14 protein-coding genes are annotated in these 16,192 nt (G+C 56.8%); 6 read left to right on the forward strand and 8 right to left on the reverse strand.

What is annotated here, in order from left to right; all coding sequences use genetic code 11:
- The first annotated feature begins 149 nt into the window (after positions 1-149).
- The 3 genes from KCQ76_RS01240 to KCQ76_RS01250 all read left to right on the forward strand — a co-directional run bounded on the left by KCQ76_RS01240 (position 150) and on the right by KCQ76_RS01250 (position 4,027).
- On the forward strand, positions 150-1,211 hold the full coding sequence (locus KCQ76_RS01240) for a 1-phosphofructokinase family hexose kinase (RefSeq protein WP_046202381.1): 1,062 nt from the start codon (positions 150-152) through the stop codon (positions 1,209-1,211).
- The gene (locus tag KCQ76_RS01245; protein ID WP_082089820.1) at positions 1,208-3,475 is read left to right on the forward strand and encodes a PTS fructose transporter subunit IIABC; all 2,268 of its coding nucleotides are present in this window, start codon (positions 1,208-1,210) and stop codon (positions 3,473-3,475) included. Before KCQ76_RS01240 ends, KCQ76_RS01245 begins: the two co-directional genes overlap by 4 nt.
- A gap of 282 nt (positions 3,476-3,757) precedes the next feature.
- Positions 3,758-4,027 (forward strand): HPr family phosphocarrier protein, encoded by a 270-nt coding sequence (locus KCQ76_RS01250; RefSeq protein WP_012731732.1) that lies wholly within the window; start codon positions 3,758-3,760, stop codon positions 4,025-4,027.
- A gap of 84 nt (positions 4,028-4,111) precedes the next feature.
- On the opposite strand, the gene KCQ76_RS01255 is transcribed toward KCQ76_RS01250, so the two are convergent.
- The 5 genes from KCQ76_RS01255 to KCQ76_RS01275 all read right to left on the reverse strand — a co-directional run bounded on the left by KCQ76_RS01255 (position 4,112) and on the right by KCQ76_RS01275 (position 10,165).
- Complete coding sequence (locus KCQ76_RS01255; RefSeq protein WP_046202224.1) at positions 4,112-5,413, reverse strand: uracil-xanthine permease family protein; 1,302 nt, start codon at positions 5,411-5,413, stop codon at positions 4,112-4,114.
- A gap of 82 nt (positions 5,414-5,495) precedes the next feature.
- Positions 5,496-6,902, reverse strand: a complete 1,407-nt coding sequence (gene hflX, locus KCQ76_RS01260; protein WP_046202380.1) for a GTPase HflX — start codon at positions 6,900-6,902, stop codon at positions 5,496-5,498.
- A gap of 236 nt (positions 6,903-7,138) precedes the next feature.
- Positions 7,139-7,564 (reverse strand): FeoC-like transcriptional regulator, encoded by a 426-nt coding sequence (locus tag KCQ76_RS01265; RefSeq protein WP_082089819.1) that lies wholly within the window; start codon positions 7,562-7,564, stop codon positions 7,139-7,141.
- Between the two features lie 40 nt (positions 7,565-7,604).
- The gene (feoB, locus tag KCQ76_RS01270; protein ID WP_046202223.1) at positions 7,605-9,704 is read right to left on the reverse strand and encodes a ferrous iron transport protein B; all 2,100 of its coding nucleotides are present in this window, start codon (positions 9,702-9,704) and stop codon (positions 7,605-7,607) included.
- Between the two features lie 176 nt (positions 9,705-9,880).
- The gene (locus KCQ76_RS01275; RefSeq protein ID WP_052722251.1) at positions 9,881-10,165 is read right to left on the reverse strand and encodes a FeoA family protein; all 285 of its coding nucleotides are present in this window, start codon (positions 10,163-10,165) and stop codon (positions 9,881-9,883) included.
- A 311-nt stretch (positions 10,166-10,476) separates the two neighbouring features.
- Here KCQ76_RS01275 and KCQ76_RS01280 point away from each other — a divergent pair, with 311 nt between their 5' ends.
- Together KCQ76_RS01280 and KCQ76_RS01285 are read left to right on the forward strand one after the other, a co-directional pair.
- Positions 10,477-11,292: a hypothetical protein gene (locus tag KCQ76_RS01280; RefSeq protein WP_046202222.1), complete on the forward strand. Its 816-nt coding sequence runs from the start codon at positions 10,477-10,479 to the stop codon at positions 11,290-11,292.
- A gap of 2 nt (positions 11,293-11,294) precedes the next feature.
- On the forward strand, positions 11,295-11,960 hold the full coding sequence (locus KCQ76_RS01285) for a hypothetical protein (RefSeq protein WP_046202221.1): 666 nt from the start codon (positions 11,295-11,297) through the stop codon (positions 11,958-11,960).
- Here KCQ76_RS01285 and dapF read toward each other — a convergent pair.
- From dapF to KCQ76_RS01300, 3 genes are read right to left on the reverse strand one after another with little or no spacing between them, the layout of a single operon-like run.
- Complete coding sequence (dapF, locus tag KCQ76_RS01290) at positions 11,924-12,904, reverse strand: diaminopimelate epimerase (RefSeq protein ID WP_046202220.1); 981 nt, start codon at positions 12,902-12,904, stop codon at positions 11,924-11,926. The genes KCQ76_RS01285 and dapF overlap by 37 nt on opposite strands.
- 9 nt (positions 12,905-12,913) lie before the next feature.
- Positions 12,914-13,873, reverse strand: a complete 960-nt coding sequence (gene miaA, locus KCQ76_RS01295; RefSeq protein WP_046202219.1) for a tRNA (adenosine(37)-N6)-dimethylallyltransferase MiaA — start codon at positions 13,871-13,873, stop codon at positions 12,914-12,916.
- Positions 13,849-14,676, reverse strand: a complete 828-nt coding sequence (locus KCQ76_RS01300; protein WP_052722250.1) for a hypothetical protein — start codon at positions 14,674-14,676, stop codon at positions 13,849-13,851. The genes miaA and KCQ76_RS01300 overlap by 25 nt, the downstream gene beginning before the upstream one ends.
- Positions 14,677-14,789: 113 nt before the next feature.
- Between KCQ76_RS01300 and KCQ76_RS01305 the strand changes: the two genes are divergently transcribed.
- On the forward strand, positions 14,790-16,112 hold the full coding sequence (locus KCQ76_RS01305) for a DUF349 domain-containing protein (protein WP_046202218.1): 1,323 nt from the start codon (positions 14,790-14,792) through the stop codon (positions 16,110-16,112).
- The last annotated feature ends 80 nt before the right edge of the window (positions 16,113-16,192 follow it).

Raw genomic sequence — 16,192 nt, forward strand, 5'->3', positions numbered from 1 at the left:
CAACACTTACGAACACAACAACGATGTCGATCCACCGCCACCACGTCTAGAGGAATAATGTCTTCACACTCATCATCGCCGACTCCACAAAAGGCGAGACACACGATGGCACTAGTCCATCCGGCATTGAAGCATTAGATAGTCAGTTCATGCGAATCCCCGACAATGCTGTCGTCACAGTGACCCCTAATCCCTGCATGGATCGTACGGCTGCAATATCCACCCCACTCGATCGAGGTGGAGTAAACAGGATCACTGACGTTACCGATGTACCAGCTGGCAAAGGCATCAACGTAGCGATGGCTACCTACAGGGCCGACGAACCAACCGTCGCCATTGCACCGGCATCCGCAGGCGATCCCTTTACTTCTTTAGTTCATAAAACAGGTCTCAGTTTTGTACCGACGCCAGCTGACCATCCCGTCCGCGTCAACCTCACTGTCACGGAACCCGATGGCACGACGACGAAACTGAATGAGCCAGGCAATCCTCTTGAGCATGATCACATCGACACGCTGACTCGAGTGATTTCGCAGGTCGCGCAGCGTGCATCATGGATTGTTCTCTCCGGTTCACTGCCACCTGGACTGCCTACATCGTGGTACGCCGACATGGTCGGAGCGATTCGTAAGAGTGCCAACGGGCACGACGTCAAAATAGCGGTCGACACGTCAGATAAACCGCTTGAGGAACTCGGCGCGCGGATGCTGAAGGATCCGGCTGTGGCCCCCGATCTCCTGAAACCTAATGGTTTCGAAATCGGCCAGATCCTCGGCCTCGACGGAAAAAACATTGAACACGAGGCATCGCAGGGAAATCTCAAGCCCGCGACAGAAGCCGCAAAGCTCTTGGTTGACCACGGCGTGCGTTATGTCCTGCTCACACTCGGTGCGTCGGGCGCGGTCTTAGCTACCCACCAAGGGACCTGGTATGCCTCTCCGCCTCCTATCACTCCGGTGAGTACTGTCGGAGCGGGTGATTCAAGCTTGGCTGGCTTCATTATCGGTACCCAAAGAAGCGCTCACAGTAACGGAACGAGCTCAGCTACAGACAGTTCAGTTGAGAAAACTGCACTTCAATACGCTGTAGCCTACGGCTCTGCGGCAACGTCGCTGCCCGGAACGACAATCCCCTTCCCCTCCCAAACACAACCTGAATCCGTCACCGTCATGGCTGGCGCCGAAGCAACAGCCTTGAAAGGAGTGTCATGACATCATCGAGCGGCTCCGGATCTACTCCGAATACACCGACACAAAAAGAAACAGCACCGGCGAAGGGAACACAGACGAACTCCGCGGAGCCTCCAGTAATCACCCCGGACCTCATCATGCTCGACGTGGCTCCCGGTGATACCAAGGAAGCTGTTATTAAAGCTTTGGCTTCACATGCGGCGGTGGCCGGTCGCGCTGATGACGCCGAGGGACTTACCTCTGACGCCTTGACTCGTGAATCGAAGTCAGCCACTGGTGTGCCTGGTGGCGTGGCAATTCCGCACTGCCGCACCAGCCATGTGGAAGTTCCGACGCTGACCTTCGCGCGTCTCTCGAAGCCTGTTGATTTCGGTTCTGCCGATGGACCTGCCGATCTGGTTTTCCTTATCTCCGCTCCGATGGGCGGAGGGAAAGCGCACCTGCGGATCCTGTCGAAATTAGCCCGTAGCTTGGTAAAAGCCTCATTCCGGGACTCGCTACGCGAAGCATCCGACGAGAAGGACGCAGCCCAGCGCATCCTTGACACCTTGGCTGCTAAACCAAAGAAGAAGTCCGCATCGACGGCGTCGGCAAGCAAGAATGCAAGCTCGGCTGCGGCGGGTAGCGCTGCGGGTTCGACACCCGTCGGAGCAGCGGGAGCATCAGCTCAGAGCACCGACAACAGCGATAACGCTGGTGGATCCGGACAAGCTGTTACCCACCTTGTCGCGATTACCGCGTGCCCAACCGGTATTGCGCACACGTACATGGCTGCGGATTCTCTGTCTCAGACAGCCGACGCGCGTGACGATGTCGAGATCACGGTTGAAACTCAGGGATCGTCCGGAGTCACTCCCCTTCCCTCTGACGTCATTAAGAATGCCGACGCGGTCATTTTCGCAACGGATGTTGGGGTGAAGGACCGTGAGCGGTTCGCTGGCAAACCAGTCATCGAATCTGGTGTGAAGCGGGCTATTGATGAACCCGCGGTCATGATCGATGAAGCCATCGCGGCAGCAAAAGATCCTCATGCACGTCGCGTCAAAGGGAAGGCATCATCGTCGTCTGAGAGCTCTCAGGAAGAGGGCGCAGGACTCGGCTGGGGTAAGCGCATTCAGCAAGCCCTGATGACCGGCGTCTCGTACATGATCCCCTTCGTGGCAGCAGGCGGCCTCCTCATGGCGCTGGCCTTCGTGCTGTCCGGTGCGGATATCGCCAAGGTTTATGAGACCGTCGTTAACCACAATGCTCTGTGGAACCTTCCCGGCCAGCACATTACTGTCGACGGTGAAACGTACAACTTTAGCCAGGCTCCCATACTGATCTACCTTGGTGCTGTGTCGGCCTATGTCGGCACGCTGGGGATGAACTTCCTCGTTAGTGCCCTGTCGGGGTACATCGCCTACGCCCTCGGTGGCCGGCCAGGTATTGCGCCTGGATTCATTGGTGGTGCCGTCTCCGTCGCTGTGGGTGCAGGGTTCATTGGTGGCCTGTTCACCGGCCTCATCGCAGGTCTCATCGCAATGTGGTTCAACACGCTTAATCCACCGCGGTGGCTTGCTGGGTTGATGCCCGTTGTGATCATTCCTTTGGTGGATTCGCTCATCACCGGCTTCGCCATGTTTATCCTGCTTGGACGCCCGATCGCCTCGCTGATGGATGCCCTGCAGAATGGCCTGAACTCGATGTCCGGCTCCTCCGCGGTTCTCCTCGGAATCATCCTGGGCCTCATGATGTGCTTCGACCTCGGTGGCCCCATCAACAAGGCAGCGTACTTGTTCGCCACAGCGGGCCTGAATGTCGACGATCCTGCGTCGCTGAAGATCATGGCTGCTGTCATGATTACCGGTATGGTTCCGCCTCTGGCCTTGGCTCTTGCGACGACTCTGCGGCCTAAGCTCTTCAATAAAGCGGAGCAGGAAAACGGAAAAGCGGCTTGGTTGCTAGGCCTGTCCTTCATCTCTGAAGGTGCTATCCCCTTCGCCGCTGCGGACCCGCTGCGCGTGATTCCGGCAACGATGCTCGGCGGCGCAATCTCCGGTGCTATCTCGATGGCAGCTGGCGTCGAATTGATGGCTCCTCACGGCGGTGTGTTCGTGATTCTGGCTGTCACCCACGTTCTCATGTTCTTCGTCTCACTGGTGGTTGGCGTGGTCATCGCTGCTGCTGGTGTCGTCGCCCTGAAGACATGGTGGCCAGTCAAGACACGCGATGCCGCGGAATCGCCTGCATCAGCAGCGCCGTCGTCGCAGAACAAAGAAGCTTCTGCAAAGACCACAGCGTAAAGCAGAAGTTCGGCCATTACACTGACATTGGCTTAAAGATCGGGCTGGTACACGCTAAACAGCGCACCGGTGGTACCCCCGATCGTCAGATACGGAAAAGGCTGTGGCACATGGCATTTTCCGTATCTGAACTAACACACTTGCAGCAACTTATCGGCTACGATAAGTACCGCTGTAGAAATAAATAAAATGCTTTGTGCAGGAGGACTTTAAGTCCGTTATTCTGGCACAAGAGGATCCCAATGATCCACACCTTGTTTTGATTAACAGAAAGGTTCACTTATGGCTTCCACAACCGTGACTGTCGGTTCAACCGTTGGTCTTCACGCTCGTCCCGCAGCTGTTATCGCCGAGGAAGCATCTAACTACGATGATGAGATCTTGATCTCGCTTCCCGACGATGATGATGCAGAACCTGCCGACGCCGCTTCTTCCCTCATGATTATGGCCTTGGGCGCTGAGCACGGTGACACCGTGGAAGTTTCGTCTGAGAACGCCGAAGCTGTCGAGAAGATTGCGGCTCTGGTTTCACAGAACCTCGATAACGAATAATCCAGTAGTTGTGGGGATCGCCACTGCGCGGTGACCAACGGCACTATTGATGGGGATGACCGAACTTTTAGGTCATCCCCATTTTTAATACTGACGTTGGCTGGCATCCTGCCCTTCCCCAACGTGCTCGAAGAGGTAGCGCAAAATCGGGTATCCAATGATGATTCCCACCGATCCCCACGCAATACCTTCAATATCGACTGACCCCACCCGCAATGTGAGATTTCCTATCCCAGCTATTAACGCCACTGCAGCAGCGGTCAGGTTAACGGGATTGGTAAATCGAACATTGTTATCTTGCCAAATACGAATCCCAAGCATTCCGATCATGCCGTATAAGACCATAGTCGCGCCACCCAAAACTCCAGTGGGAATAGTGAACACCAAAGCGCCGAACTTAGGAATAAAGGCGAGAATTATTGCGGTCGCAGCGGCAACCCAATACGCAGCCGTCGAATAGACTCGCGTAGCCGCCATGACACCAATATTTTCGGCATAACTGGTTGTACCCGATCCGCCGCAAAACCCTGCCACCGTCGTCGCGATACCGTCAGAAAATAAAGCTTTCCCCGCTAAGTCATCCATATTTCTTCCCGTCATCGCAGAAACAGCCTTCACATGGCCGACATTTTCTGCAATTAACACAACGACAACGGGAATCGTCGAGATAACGATTCCTGTATGAAAAACGGGAGAATGGAATTGAGGGAAACCAATCCATGCGGCATTCGCAATCGTCTTAGAGGTACCTGGCGCTAAATTCCCTGTTAGCGACGCGAAAACCCACCCGACGACGACACCAAAAAGAATTCCTAGCCGCGCGATCATCCCCCGACCAGCCACTGTGAAAAGCAGAATGGCCGCCAGAGTAATGCCGGCAACTAAAGGCTGCTTCTGCACGTTGGAAGTGGCGGCAGAGGCCAGATTCAGACCGATGAGTGCGACGATTGCTCCCGTGACGGGCGGAGGCATCACGGCGCCAAGAGCGTGTTGTCCCACGGCCATGACAACGAGCCCCACAACCGCAAGTGCTAACCCCGCGGCAAGTACGCCACCCAGCTGGGCGGAGAGTCCCGCGCTATGTGCAGCGGTCAATGGAGCGATGAACGCAAATGAAGACCCTAGATATGATGGAAGGCGATTCCTCGTTATAAGGAGAAACGCCATCGTCCCCAGGCCAGAGAACAACAGGGTCGTATTAACGGGGAACCCCGTGAGGGTGGGGACAAGAAGCGTCGCCCCGAACATGGCAATGACGTGCTGCATTCCCACGCCGATAGTTCGAGGCCAACTTAATCGCTCATCTGGGGCCACCACAGCACCAGGCCGGGGTGTTTTTCCATCACCATGCACGGACCACGGTAAAAGACTCTTTTTTGCGCTCACGCTTTCTTATTATTCAACCTGAGCAGTTAGATCCTTGCCACGACCCCTATAAACACGAGCACGCCCCTGTAAGCAAAGAGAACTATGAGTATTCGTCCGCCTGAATAAACTCTTTCACCTCTTGAGCAACACGAGCTGGAACGCGCACATCAAGAACGGTGCCGTCGGTATCGTATTGTTCGTCGATAACGGTTCCATATTCGTGGACTTTCGCCACGATGTCACCACGGGTGTACGGGACATGAAGCCTCACATGGGTATCCAGAGTATTTAAGAAAAGCTCGATTCGTGATGCGAGTTCATCGATGTTTTCGCCGGTCTTCGCCGACACGAAAACAACGTCGTCAAGCTCGTGGCGAAGCTGCGCGAGAACAATAGGGTCAGCCTGATCTATCTTGTTCACAACAATGATTTCAGGCGGCATGGTCTCCGCCTTACTGTTGCGAACGTCGGCAAGAACCTCGTGAACTGCCGCTATCTGCTTCAAAGGGAAGGGATCGGAACCATCCACAACGTGCAGCACCAAGTCTGCCGACGCAACTTCCTCCAGTGACGATCGGAACGCCTCCACCAACTGTGTGGGCAGGTGCCGGACGAATCCAACGGTGTCCGAAAAGATCACTGCTCGCCCGTCGGCAAGTTCTGCACGACGTGTCGTGGGGTCCAAGGTAGCGAACAGAGCATCCTCCACCAGCACCCCTGCCCCGGTGATGGCATTGATTAACGACGACTTCCCCGCGTTCGTGTACCCGGCAATCGCGATTTGCGGAGTGGTGGAGTTATCCCGCCGATCTCGCTTGATTTCACGAGCGGTCGTCATGCTCCGCAATTCCGCTCGCAAACGAGCCATATCTTTACGCAACCGTCGGCGGTCGGCCTCAATCTTCGTTTCACCAGGGCCACGGAGGCCAACACCGCCATTAGAACCGGCTCGCCCACCCGCCTGCCGGGACATCATATCGCCCCAGCCGCGGACCCGCGTATAAAGATATTCCATCTGGGCGAGAGAGACCTGTGCTTTTCCCTCTTTGGACTTCGCGTGCTGAGCGAAAATATCGAGGATCAGCATCGTGCGGTCAATAACCTTGACATCGAGCTGTTTTTCTAAAGCGATGAGCTGTCCTGGGCTCAGCTCACCGTCGCAAATCACTGTATCTGCGCCCAATGATCGGACCGCGTCACGGAGCTCAGCAACCTTGCCGGATCCGATGTATGTGCCCGCGTCGGGCTTCTCGCGCCGCTGGTAAAAAGACTCGAGGACCTCAGACCCGGCTGTCTCCGCGAGAGCACGGAGCTCTTCCAAATTTGCTTCAAATTCAGCGGTAGTCCCGGAGGTCCATACGCCGACCAGAATGACTCTTTCTAACCGCAGCTTTCGATATTCGACGTCATAGCCATCGGATTGCTCCGTCGTGTGAGCTTGGCTACCCCGCGACAGCGCGCGGAGTTCGTCTCGCTCGCTAAGGTCGAGTTCGCCCGCGGTGGGCATGTCCGCATGGCGAACTCTTGTGTCGTTATGTAGGCCTCCTCCGCGTCGGCCATGGTCATCGGTGAGGTGAGTGTCGGTGTCCGAATAAGACGGATAATTATGTGAACGTTCAGTCATTGCTCACAAGTGTCTCACGACTAGCCCTCACGCGGTAGTGCGTTCGCTATAGGCTGATGAACCGTGGCATGCCTGTGCTATGCCTACACAGGTCACGGCTCCATGCCACGGCTCTATACCTAGTGCCGGCCCGCGGAGCTAACAGCTTCAGGCACAGCCGACGTGGACGCAGCCGGCCAGCACTGTGGACGACGGGTTAAAACCAGCGCAACCGGGCCTGTTCCGCCGATGTGCGATCCGCATCCAGCCCCTCCGTCGGCCTTACCCAATGGGCAGGATGAGCATCCCCCGCCGGGGCAGGATGTACCCAGCGGTTTCTTGGTCAACCAACCCATGCGTTCGAGGTGCTCAATGGAGGCGTCGACGGTGGTTCGGGCAAGGCCCGTGTTTTCAGCGATCCGTGACCGATCAACGGCCCCAGAGGCAATGGCGTCACGAACCATGGCAAGCGGACCTTGTGAAGCCGACGATGCCGATGCTCGCCCGGAGAAGTCACCCCGCGAAGGAACGCGTCGTGGTAAGTCTCGTTCTCGACGAAACAGCATTGCTATCACTGCTTTCACGAATCAATATAGAGGAAATGTTTTAGAAGAAAAGACGTAGTGCCTGGAACGTTACGACGGCCAGAGCCCAGGCCACTGTCAGCTGTATGGCTATCCCCACCAACGTCCATTTCAACCCGATTTCTCTCTTTTGGGCAGCCAGTGTAGCCACGCATGGGGTGTACGCCAACAGGAAGACCATGAAAGCCCACACTGCCGGGTACGTGTGACCACCTGACGAGTGGTTAAAGTCTTCACGAATAGCCTGAGCCAGCGCAGAGTGCCCCTGGTCCACAGCATCTTCATCCGACGGGTCCTGCAGGGCGTACGTCTGAGCCCACGACGAAATCACGGCTTCCTTAGCGATGAATCCCGTGATCAACGGACCCGACAGCGACCAGGAATCGAAGCCAGCCGGGGCAAACACAGGTGCCACTGTTTGCGATACCGCGCCGTAGACCGAATCTTGCGGATCGAGGTCGTCGTCACCCCAGCTGTGGCCGCCGACGACGGGAGTCGACTGCAGCAGCCACACGACGATGACCGTCGCAACGATGATCCCGCCGGCTGTGTGCAGGAACCCTTTGAGACGCATCCACATGGCGGATAGTGCCAATCGAGGCACTGGCAACTGGTACACCGGCAAGTCGATAACGAGCGGTTCCGACCCCATACGCCGCCACAAGGTGTTTTTGATCAGTAACCCTGTGAGCACAACCAATGCAATAGAGATCACGTACATGGCGAACACAACGGAACCACTGTTGTGGGGGAAGAAGGTCGCGGCCAGCATGACGTACACGGTCAGCCGGGCGGAGCACGACGTAAAGGGCACGAGCAGAGCAGTCAAAATACGTTGACGAGCGTTGCTTAAAACCCGTGTTGCGGAAATGGCCGGAACGTTGCATCCAAATCCCACGATCAGCGGGATGAAGGCTTTACCCGGCAGGCCAATCGCTCGCATGAGCCGGTCCGCAACCACTGCGGCACGAGCCATGTAGCCCGAATCCTCCAGCACAGCCAGGCATAAGAATATTAACGCCATCAGTGGCGCGAAGGTCAGAACCATTCCCACGCCGCCGATCAGGCCGTCGACAATCAACCCGTGAACAAACGGATAGTCAAGCCCCAAGGCCTGAAGTAGGGATGTCGCCCCATCACTGACGGGCCCGCTGAAGAAGTTATCCAGCCAATCCTGCAGAGGTGCGGCGACCGTCGTCGTAATTTCGAAGACACACCACATAGCCGCAAGGAAAATCAGTGGCCCTGCGATGGGGTTAAGAACAACGCGGTCGATTTTTTCCGAGACGGACCGGGTGTGATCGTTGTGGATCGTTGCCTTCGAGACCGCTTTATCAATCCAGCTGAAACGTGCGTCAGAGACAGCCAGTTCGCGGTCCGGACCCTCTAATTCATCGGGAATGTGCTGGCAGCACATCGGCCGGACGGTATCGGCCGGCATCTGTAACTGCTTTTCAACGGCAGATGCCAACTCACCGACGCGACGCTTACGCGGATCGACCGCGACGACGGGAACCTGAAGCTTCCGCGACAGCACTTCAGGGTCAATCTCAAACCCCTGGTTTAGCGCAACATCGCCCTTGGTGAGGACGACAACCATACGATACGGGTGCTCAGCGACTTGCGCCGCAAGATAGAGGCCACGCGAAATCGTGGCGGTATCTGCGACGACGATGACCAGATCTGGCCGCTCCTCGACGTCACGTTCCAAAAGGAGTTCACGTGTGAGAGCTTCATCAGGGCTCATCGGATCAAGAGAGTAAGCCCCCGGAAAATCGATGACGTCATAGACTGTTTCACCCGAGCCGTGTGAGGTCTCGGAGTGGTGTCCACCCTTTGTCGATTCTTCAGCCTTCGGCTCCCCGTGATCGCTGGCGCAGTGAGGGCATGCATCTGCCGAATCCACCGGAACGGAACCCGCATGCTCTTCGCACGAGTCCGCGTGATCGACGGCGCTGTGCTTGTCCTTCTTGACTTTCCATGCACCGCGAGACACTGACACGGTTGTTCCCGGCCAGTTGCCCATTTTGGCTTTTGCACCGGTAAGTGCGTTGAACAGGGTTGATTTGCCGGCATTCGGCGCGCCGACGAGCGCGATAACTGGAGAGCCCTTCGGTGCCATGGCCGTTCCGTGGCTTTCGCAGTGACAAGATGGTGCGTCGGCAAATTGTGTTGTGAGGTCCTTAGTAGATGTGGCCGTCGCCGCGCTGGAAGTTGCGACACCACCCTCCGTCTGAGGACCTAACGAGTCATTCATTTTTTCCTCCGAAAATCCCCACCGTCATGGGGAAATGACCTCTATGACGAGGTCGAAATAGCAATGTGCTTGAGAGTAAAAGCATCGAGCGCGTATCGAGCGTCAAGAACCTTCACAATGCGGCCGCCGCCTGCGGCGTTTTGAGCCACATGAACGGTAGTGCCCTCGCGCAAACCCAGTTCACGGAGTCGACGAGCAAAAAGAGCATCGACGTCCGAGCCCACAATCGTTGCGGAATGTCCTGGTGGCACGTCGTAAAGAGTGCTCATGGCAGGCGAAGGAGTAATGTCGTGACGGTCCGAGCGACTCATGGAAATCTTTCCCATTCCAGGTCTCCTCATCGGCGTGCACCATGCACTACCTTTCACAGTGCACAGTGACCGCGTGTCCTTACTTGCCAGAGAGAGGGAGCCATCTGGAAGGCTCACCGAGGGGGTGGTCTGCGGGTGGTTGTCCTCGGTCTGGTTTTCCTTAACTTATTTCCAGGTCTTTCAGAATTGTGGTTCTGTTCGGCCTATAACCGTTTTCATGGTAGCACGACACAAACGGGCATAAACAAAAAAATGAGGGAAACAAACAAACACTGTGAGCAAACCCGTGAACGGCCGGATTCATAAGAGAGCTAGAATCGACTTCTATGAGCACACCTACCGAAACCCCCGCTGACTCCCAGACTGCGGGAGCACGCACGACGACGGGGCTCACAGCATTAGGAATGGGGGGCGTCCCCTGGCAAGAGCTTTTAGAAAAAGCCTACTCAACCGGCACTTTGTTTGTCACCGGTGAATTATCAGGTGGACAATTGCTCGCGTTTAATGACGTCAGTGGAGCGCAGCTATTCATCCTCGCTGCCCCACCGTATGCCGCGTATGCAGGCTTCGATGCATTGACCGAATGCGAAGCGGAAATTTCGATGCTATCCGACGTCTTAGCGCTGCTCAGCGTTCATGATGACGAAGGCAACATCGTGTGTGATATTGCCGCCAACCTCGCCCAGGGCCCGCTTTTGGTTGATGAGCCCACCCAATTGGGAACGGTCAATCTTTCTGCTCTTGGTGTTGACACCCACGTTTATTCCGATGAAAAAGCGTTCTCTGACGCCGGCGGAGCAACGACTGGTTTCGTCATCTCGCACGGTGCAGCCGTGGTCAATGCAGGGTCAGGCGATACCGAACCATCAGCCGCAGGGGATGTATCACTCGTCGTGACGTCCGCTGAAAAACGGACGAACGGACTCACTGGCGAATCGTTCTGGCATGTCAATGTCGACGCCCCTTTCCCTGTCGATCTGTGCCTCCCCGAATCCGCAGCTGACAACATCAGCAAGGGCAATATTGTCGCTGGTCGAGTGCTGTTCACAGCGTCCGTCGCGGCCGATACCAGCGCTGGCGGGTGCTGCGGTGGCGGAGGCGGCGGCTGTGGTTGCGGTGGCTGCGGATGTGGTGGCCATTAAAAGTGACCAGCTCCCCTACCGATAAGGATGGTGTTCCGGCGCTGACGTCACCTCACCGTGATGTCCGGGTATGGCGTCTTATCTCTCTGAGCGCCATCCTCACCGTTATCGCCCTGTGTCTGATCATCATTTTCCACTGGCTCGGCTTTGGGCTTGTTCTCGCGTGCGCTGTCGTCGCCATCGTTATCGCACGAACGTCAACATTCTCCGCCGAACAAGAACAAGTTCGTCAGTCCATTGAGTTGTCAGCTGCGGACATCACTGCAGTTCTGGACCAGTGGGAAGCATTTCAGAACGGCACGTCAGCCCAGGCTGTTACCGATCGATCCACGCATTCCGTGCTCTTGGATGAATCTCACCAGGAGAATCCGATCATTAGTCGGTTCCACAAAGCCAGGGTGTCGAGCGAATTGTTTATCGACGATCTTGAGGGTGTCGTTACCCACGCACGCACCATTCACATGCTGGAGCACATCCTCTCAGCAACAGATGAGATGGCGCGCGAAGTACAAGAAGCGTGGGTTGAGGCTCGACAGTACGCTAGCCAAGTCGACAGCCCGGTGGTACGGTTTCCTGAAAGCCAGACACGTACTAGCCCGTCCACATATGGATGGACTCCCGGGGCTTCTAGCTATAGGTCGTCTTTTCCACGCAATGCTGGCGCATAATGCGCCGAGGCATATTCACGCAATTGGTCGATATTAATTGTTCCTGACGCAACAATTACCGACGGACCTTCCAAGGTGGCCTGCTCGTCCTTGATAGTCACCGTGACCTCACCACCAGGAACGACGACGTGGACCGTGCCGTCGACCTGACCTCGGTCAGCCAAGGCCGCTACTGCTGCCGCGACCGTTCCCGTCCCGCATGATCGGGTCTCCCCCGACCCGCGCTCATGGACGCGCATCGACACTGTGCTGTCCCCACCCCGACTGTCATCCGCGTGAAGAGGAGTAAGAAGCTCGACGTTGGCTCCGTGCGGGAAGAACTCGTCGTCAAGAACAGGCTTGAGGTGAAGAGGAAGCTCGCGCAGACCAGCGTCATCAAGATCGGGAATAACGCACGCTAAGTGGGGGTTGCCTACATCAATCCCCACACCGGCAAACCTCTGTCGATCAAATGCAGCTACGGACTGACCAATAATGCCCACACGTCCCATATCGACGGCGATCCGCGCTGATGAGTCAGTCGTTTGTGCCGGATTGACGACGGTCAAGCGCTTCACTCCCGCTCGCGTACCAATCGAAAAATGGGGCGAATCGCTCACGAGGTTGTGCGCGAACAGATAGTGCCCAAATACGCGAGAGCCATTTCCACACATTTCAGCGATCGACCCATCGGCATTGCGGTAATCCATAAACCACTCGGGTGTATCTTCTGGTGCCCCATCGCCGGACTCACCAACAGCCTCTCGTGCAATGATGCCTTTATCGATCAAAGCTTCGGTGCGAGCAATGCGGATCACACCATCGGCACCCAACCCGCCGCGCCGATCACATAAAACCCGGACGAGTGCTGGGTCGAGGTCGATATCGGCGTCGAAGTCTGGCAGGAGGATGAAATCATTCTCTGTGCCGTGGCCTTTACTGAAGGGGGTTATCTGTTCGGGCATGGGGCCATTCTAGACGTGGTTGTCGATGATCGACGTCGCTTCGCTGACGGTGTCCCCTGCCGCGTCGATCCAGTGGGTTCGTGGGTCGCGACGGAACCACGAACGCTGTCGTCTGACATAGCGACGGGTCCCTGTGATGGTGGACGATATGGCTTCATCGGTTGTTATGTCGCCGGCCAGCATGGCAAGTACTTGGGAGTATCCGATCGCTCGCCCGGCGGTGGACTGTGCAATGAGCCCGTGCCGGGTGAGGCCGTCGACTTCGTCAATAAGGCCTCGGTCAAACATGGTGTGGGTGCGTAATTCTATTCGCGGGTTCAACCATTCTGATGATGTTTGTAATCCGATGATGAGTGTTCCCCATCGGGCTGGTGCGTTGATGGGTGGCTGTGATGCCGCGAAAGGCTTCCCTGTTAATTCGATGACTTCCAGGGCGCGGACAGTCCGACGCGGATCATTGACTTCGATAATGCCGGCAGCCGCTGGGTCAATAGCAGCAAGTTCCTTGTGCAACTGCTTAACACCTATCTCGTCGAGGCGCTGTTGCCATTTGGCCCGAACTGCAGGATCGGTGGGTGGGAACTGCCAATCATCGACGAGCGACTGGACATACAGCATGGAGCCACCCACCAAAATTGGCGTTTTCCCTCGTGAACGGATGTTTTCAACATCATCGACGGCAGATTGTTGGTATCGTGCGACGCTTGCCCGCTGTGTGACATCAAGTTTGTCGAGCTGATGATGCGGGATGCCCTCGCGCTCTTCAGGCGTCAACTTTGCCGTACCGATATCCATCCCCCGATAAAGCTGCATGGAATCGACGTTGACGATCTCTCCGTCATAGCGGTGCGCGAGCGCAAGGCCCAATGCCGACTTGCCCGACGCGGTGGGACCGACGACGGCCACGGGGAAAGGCAGAGATGCGGGCACGTTATCATCCTGTTCTACATCACGGTGGTGAGCTGCCATACGCCACAATGGAAACCTATTCCTCCATAGGCAGGCGGCCCATCCTGTGCGGGTGGGCCAACCTGTTGCTCGGCGGTGGTATCGGCGCGGTCATCGATGGAGGACCAGTGATACAGGGTACTCACACTGGAAGGGTGGGCTCGGCAAAAGTCAGCCCAAGCGATCCATGGTTCCGGGTCAATCCCACAGTTTTCTGCAGCAGCCACGTCAAACAATGGTGCCGACGCCTGAGCCGCGGGATCGATAACAAAACGCCGAAGTTTCTCCTCGAGGGCCCACGCTCCGGGCACGTCACCCAAAGGTGCGTCAGGGTGAAGTCCCGCTCCCCCGTCGGCGGCTATTAGAAGAGGCCCATCCAGCAGCGTCCCATCCTCGGCGAGAAACTGCACGTCGTGAACGTCGACGCTGACGATCTCACCGTCGTATCCCCACCGTCGAAGAAGGGCCCGCAGAACGAGATCGGGCAAGTACGTTCCCGCCCCCACGTTCACCTCAATTCCCCATGCCTTGAGAGATCCAACGTGACGTGTCGCCATGGAATCGTCGGGATGGAAAGCAATAGTGATGGGCCCGTCGGTAGGGAGTATCCACTGCCGGGCACGGTCAATTCCTGTGCGGAGTTGTGCCGGATACTGGGCGTGACCAGTCGCTTCGGGGATAAGCAGAGGAGTTGGCGGCAGAAGCGCGACAATGCGTCCCCGGCGCATCCCAGGCTTGGCGTCGGAGATATCGGTTGGATCGGGTCGTCGATGCGACGTGGGTGCGGGCGACGAAGCCGGTGAAGCCGTGTGGGAATGGGTCACATCACTATCCTAACGGGTAGACTCTCGGCGGGAAGTCGTGCAGTCTAAACAGTGGATTGTGTTTGGCAGCCGTGCCGCGCGGCAAAGAAAGAAAGAGTGAGGAACACCGGCCCATGACTACTTCTTCGGTCCCTTCAGCGCCTATCCCTGGACCCCGAGGCGCTCATCCCACACCGGCATCCATGTCTGGCCATGCAGCGACAACGACACCGCCCCGTCGGACAAACAACCCCGAAGACCACGGGCGTATCGACGATGATGGAACAGTCTGGCTAATCACTCGTGACGGTGAGCGCGCTATCGGTGAGTGGAAAGCCGGCTCGAAGAGCGAAGGATTCGCTTTCTTCGGCAAGCACTTCGATAGCCTGCAAACTGAGGCGGATATCCTCCGCGTACGTCTCCACACCCACCCCGAAGAGGCTGCTAACACTCGCAAGTCGGCCGAGGAACTACAGGCTAAAGTCGCCGAATCAGCTGCGCTTGGCGATGTTGATGGCCTTAATGACCAGCTCAGTTCAATTATCGACGACAGCTACACCGTCGCTGAACAGGCCGAAACTGAAAAGAAACAGCGCCGGGAGGACACGATTGCCCAGCGTGAAAAGCTTATCGACGAGGCTGAGCGCATTGGTTCGGATTCGACGGAGTGGAAAGAATCCGGCGATCGACTGCGCGAGATGCTGAACGAGTGGAAGAGCATCCACGGTATCGACCGGAAAACGGATGATGCGTTGTGGAAGCGTTTCTCTGCTGCTCGTGAGCAGTTTTCGCAGCGCCGCGGCGCGCATTTTGCCGAGTTGGATCGGAAACGCAATGAAGCTCGTCGCCTCAAGGAAGATATCTGCGAACGAGCGGAGAAGATCCAGGATTCGACGGAGTGGAGAGACACCGCGCGTCAGTTCCGCGACCTTATGACGGAGTGGAAAGCCGCTGGCCGCGCGCCACGGGGTATCGATGACAAGCTGTGGAAGCGCTTCCGTCACGCCCAAGACACGTTCTTCTCGGCACGGAAGGCCGTTAATGAGGCTAAAGACCGTGAGTATGAATCCAACGCCGAGAAGAAAGACCAGCTCATAGAGCAGTACAGCGACAAGATTAACCCTGAGGAGAACTTGGACGCTGCTAAGAAAGCTCTCCGCGAATTGCAATCGCAGTGGGAAAGCATCGGATACGTGCCGCGGGGTCGTGTCCACGAGTTCGAGGATAAGATCCGTGCACTGGAGAATCGGGTCAGTGACGTCGAGAATGAGCAATGGCGGAAGACTGATCCCGAACGGCAGGCTCGCGTCGCCCAGTTTGAGGCTAAAGTCAATGAGCTTTCAGCGGCAGCGGACAGCGCTGAAAAAGCTGGGAACAGCAAGAAAGCCGCAGACCTGCGGGCTCAAGCCGAGCAGTGGGCGCAATGGGCTCAGACTGCTCAGCAAGCAGTTGACTAAGTAGCGACGGGCGACAGGCGGACCTAACAGCACGCAGAGAACTGAGAAGCCCCACGAGTAACCGGGCATAGTGCCCGATA

The organism is Corynebacterium parakroppenstedtii, assembly GCF_019754935.1.
Taxonomy (GTDB): domain Bacteria; phylum Actinomycetota; class Actinomycetes; order Mycobacteriales; family Mycobacteriaceae; genus Corynebacterium; species Corynebacterium parakroppenstedtii.

Coding starts and splice junctions, on each gene's coding strand:
- KCQ76_RS01240 (WP_046202381.1), top strand. CDS start 150: ATGCGAATCCCCGACAATGCTGTCGTCACAGTGACCCCTAATCCCTGC.
- KCQ76_RS01245 (WP_082089820.1), top strand. CDS start 1,208: ATGACATCATCGAGCGGCTCCGGATCTACTCCGAATACACCGACACAA.
- KCQ76_RS01250 (WP_012731732.1), top strand. CDS start 3,758: ATGGCTTCCACAACCGTGACTGTCGGTTCAACCGTTGGTCTTCACGCT.
- hflX (WP_046202380.1), bottom strand. CDS start 6,902: ATGCCCACCGCGGGCGAACTCGACCTTAGCGAGCGAGACGAACTCCGC.
- KCQ76_RS01265 (WP_082089819.1), bottom strand. CDS start 7,564: ATGCTGTTTCGTCGAGAACGAGACTTACCACGACGCGTTCCTTCGCGG.
- feoB (WP_046202223.1), bottom strand. CDS start 9,704: ATGGCACCGAAGGGCTCTCCAGTTATCGCGCTCGTCGGCGCGCCGAAT.
- KCQ76_RS01275 (WP_052722251.1), bottom strand. CDS start 10,165: ATGGGAAAGATTTCCATGAGTCGCTCGGACCGTCACGACATTACTCCT.
- KCQ76_RS01280 (WP_046202222.1), top strand. CDS start 10,477: ATGAGCACACCTACCGAAACCCCCGCTGACTCCCAGACTGCGGGAGCA.
- dapF (WP_046202220.1), bottom strand. CDS start 12,904: ATGCCCGAACAGATAACCCCCTTCAGTAAAGGCCACGGCACAGAGAAT.
- miaA (WP_046202219.1), bottom strand. CDS start 13,873: ATGGCAGCTCACCACCGTGATGTAGAACAGGATGATAACGTGCCCGCA.
- KCQ76_RS01305 (WP_046202218.1), top strand. CDS start 14,790: ATGACTACTTCTTCGGTCCCTTCAGCGCCTATCCCTGGACCCCGAGGC.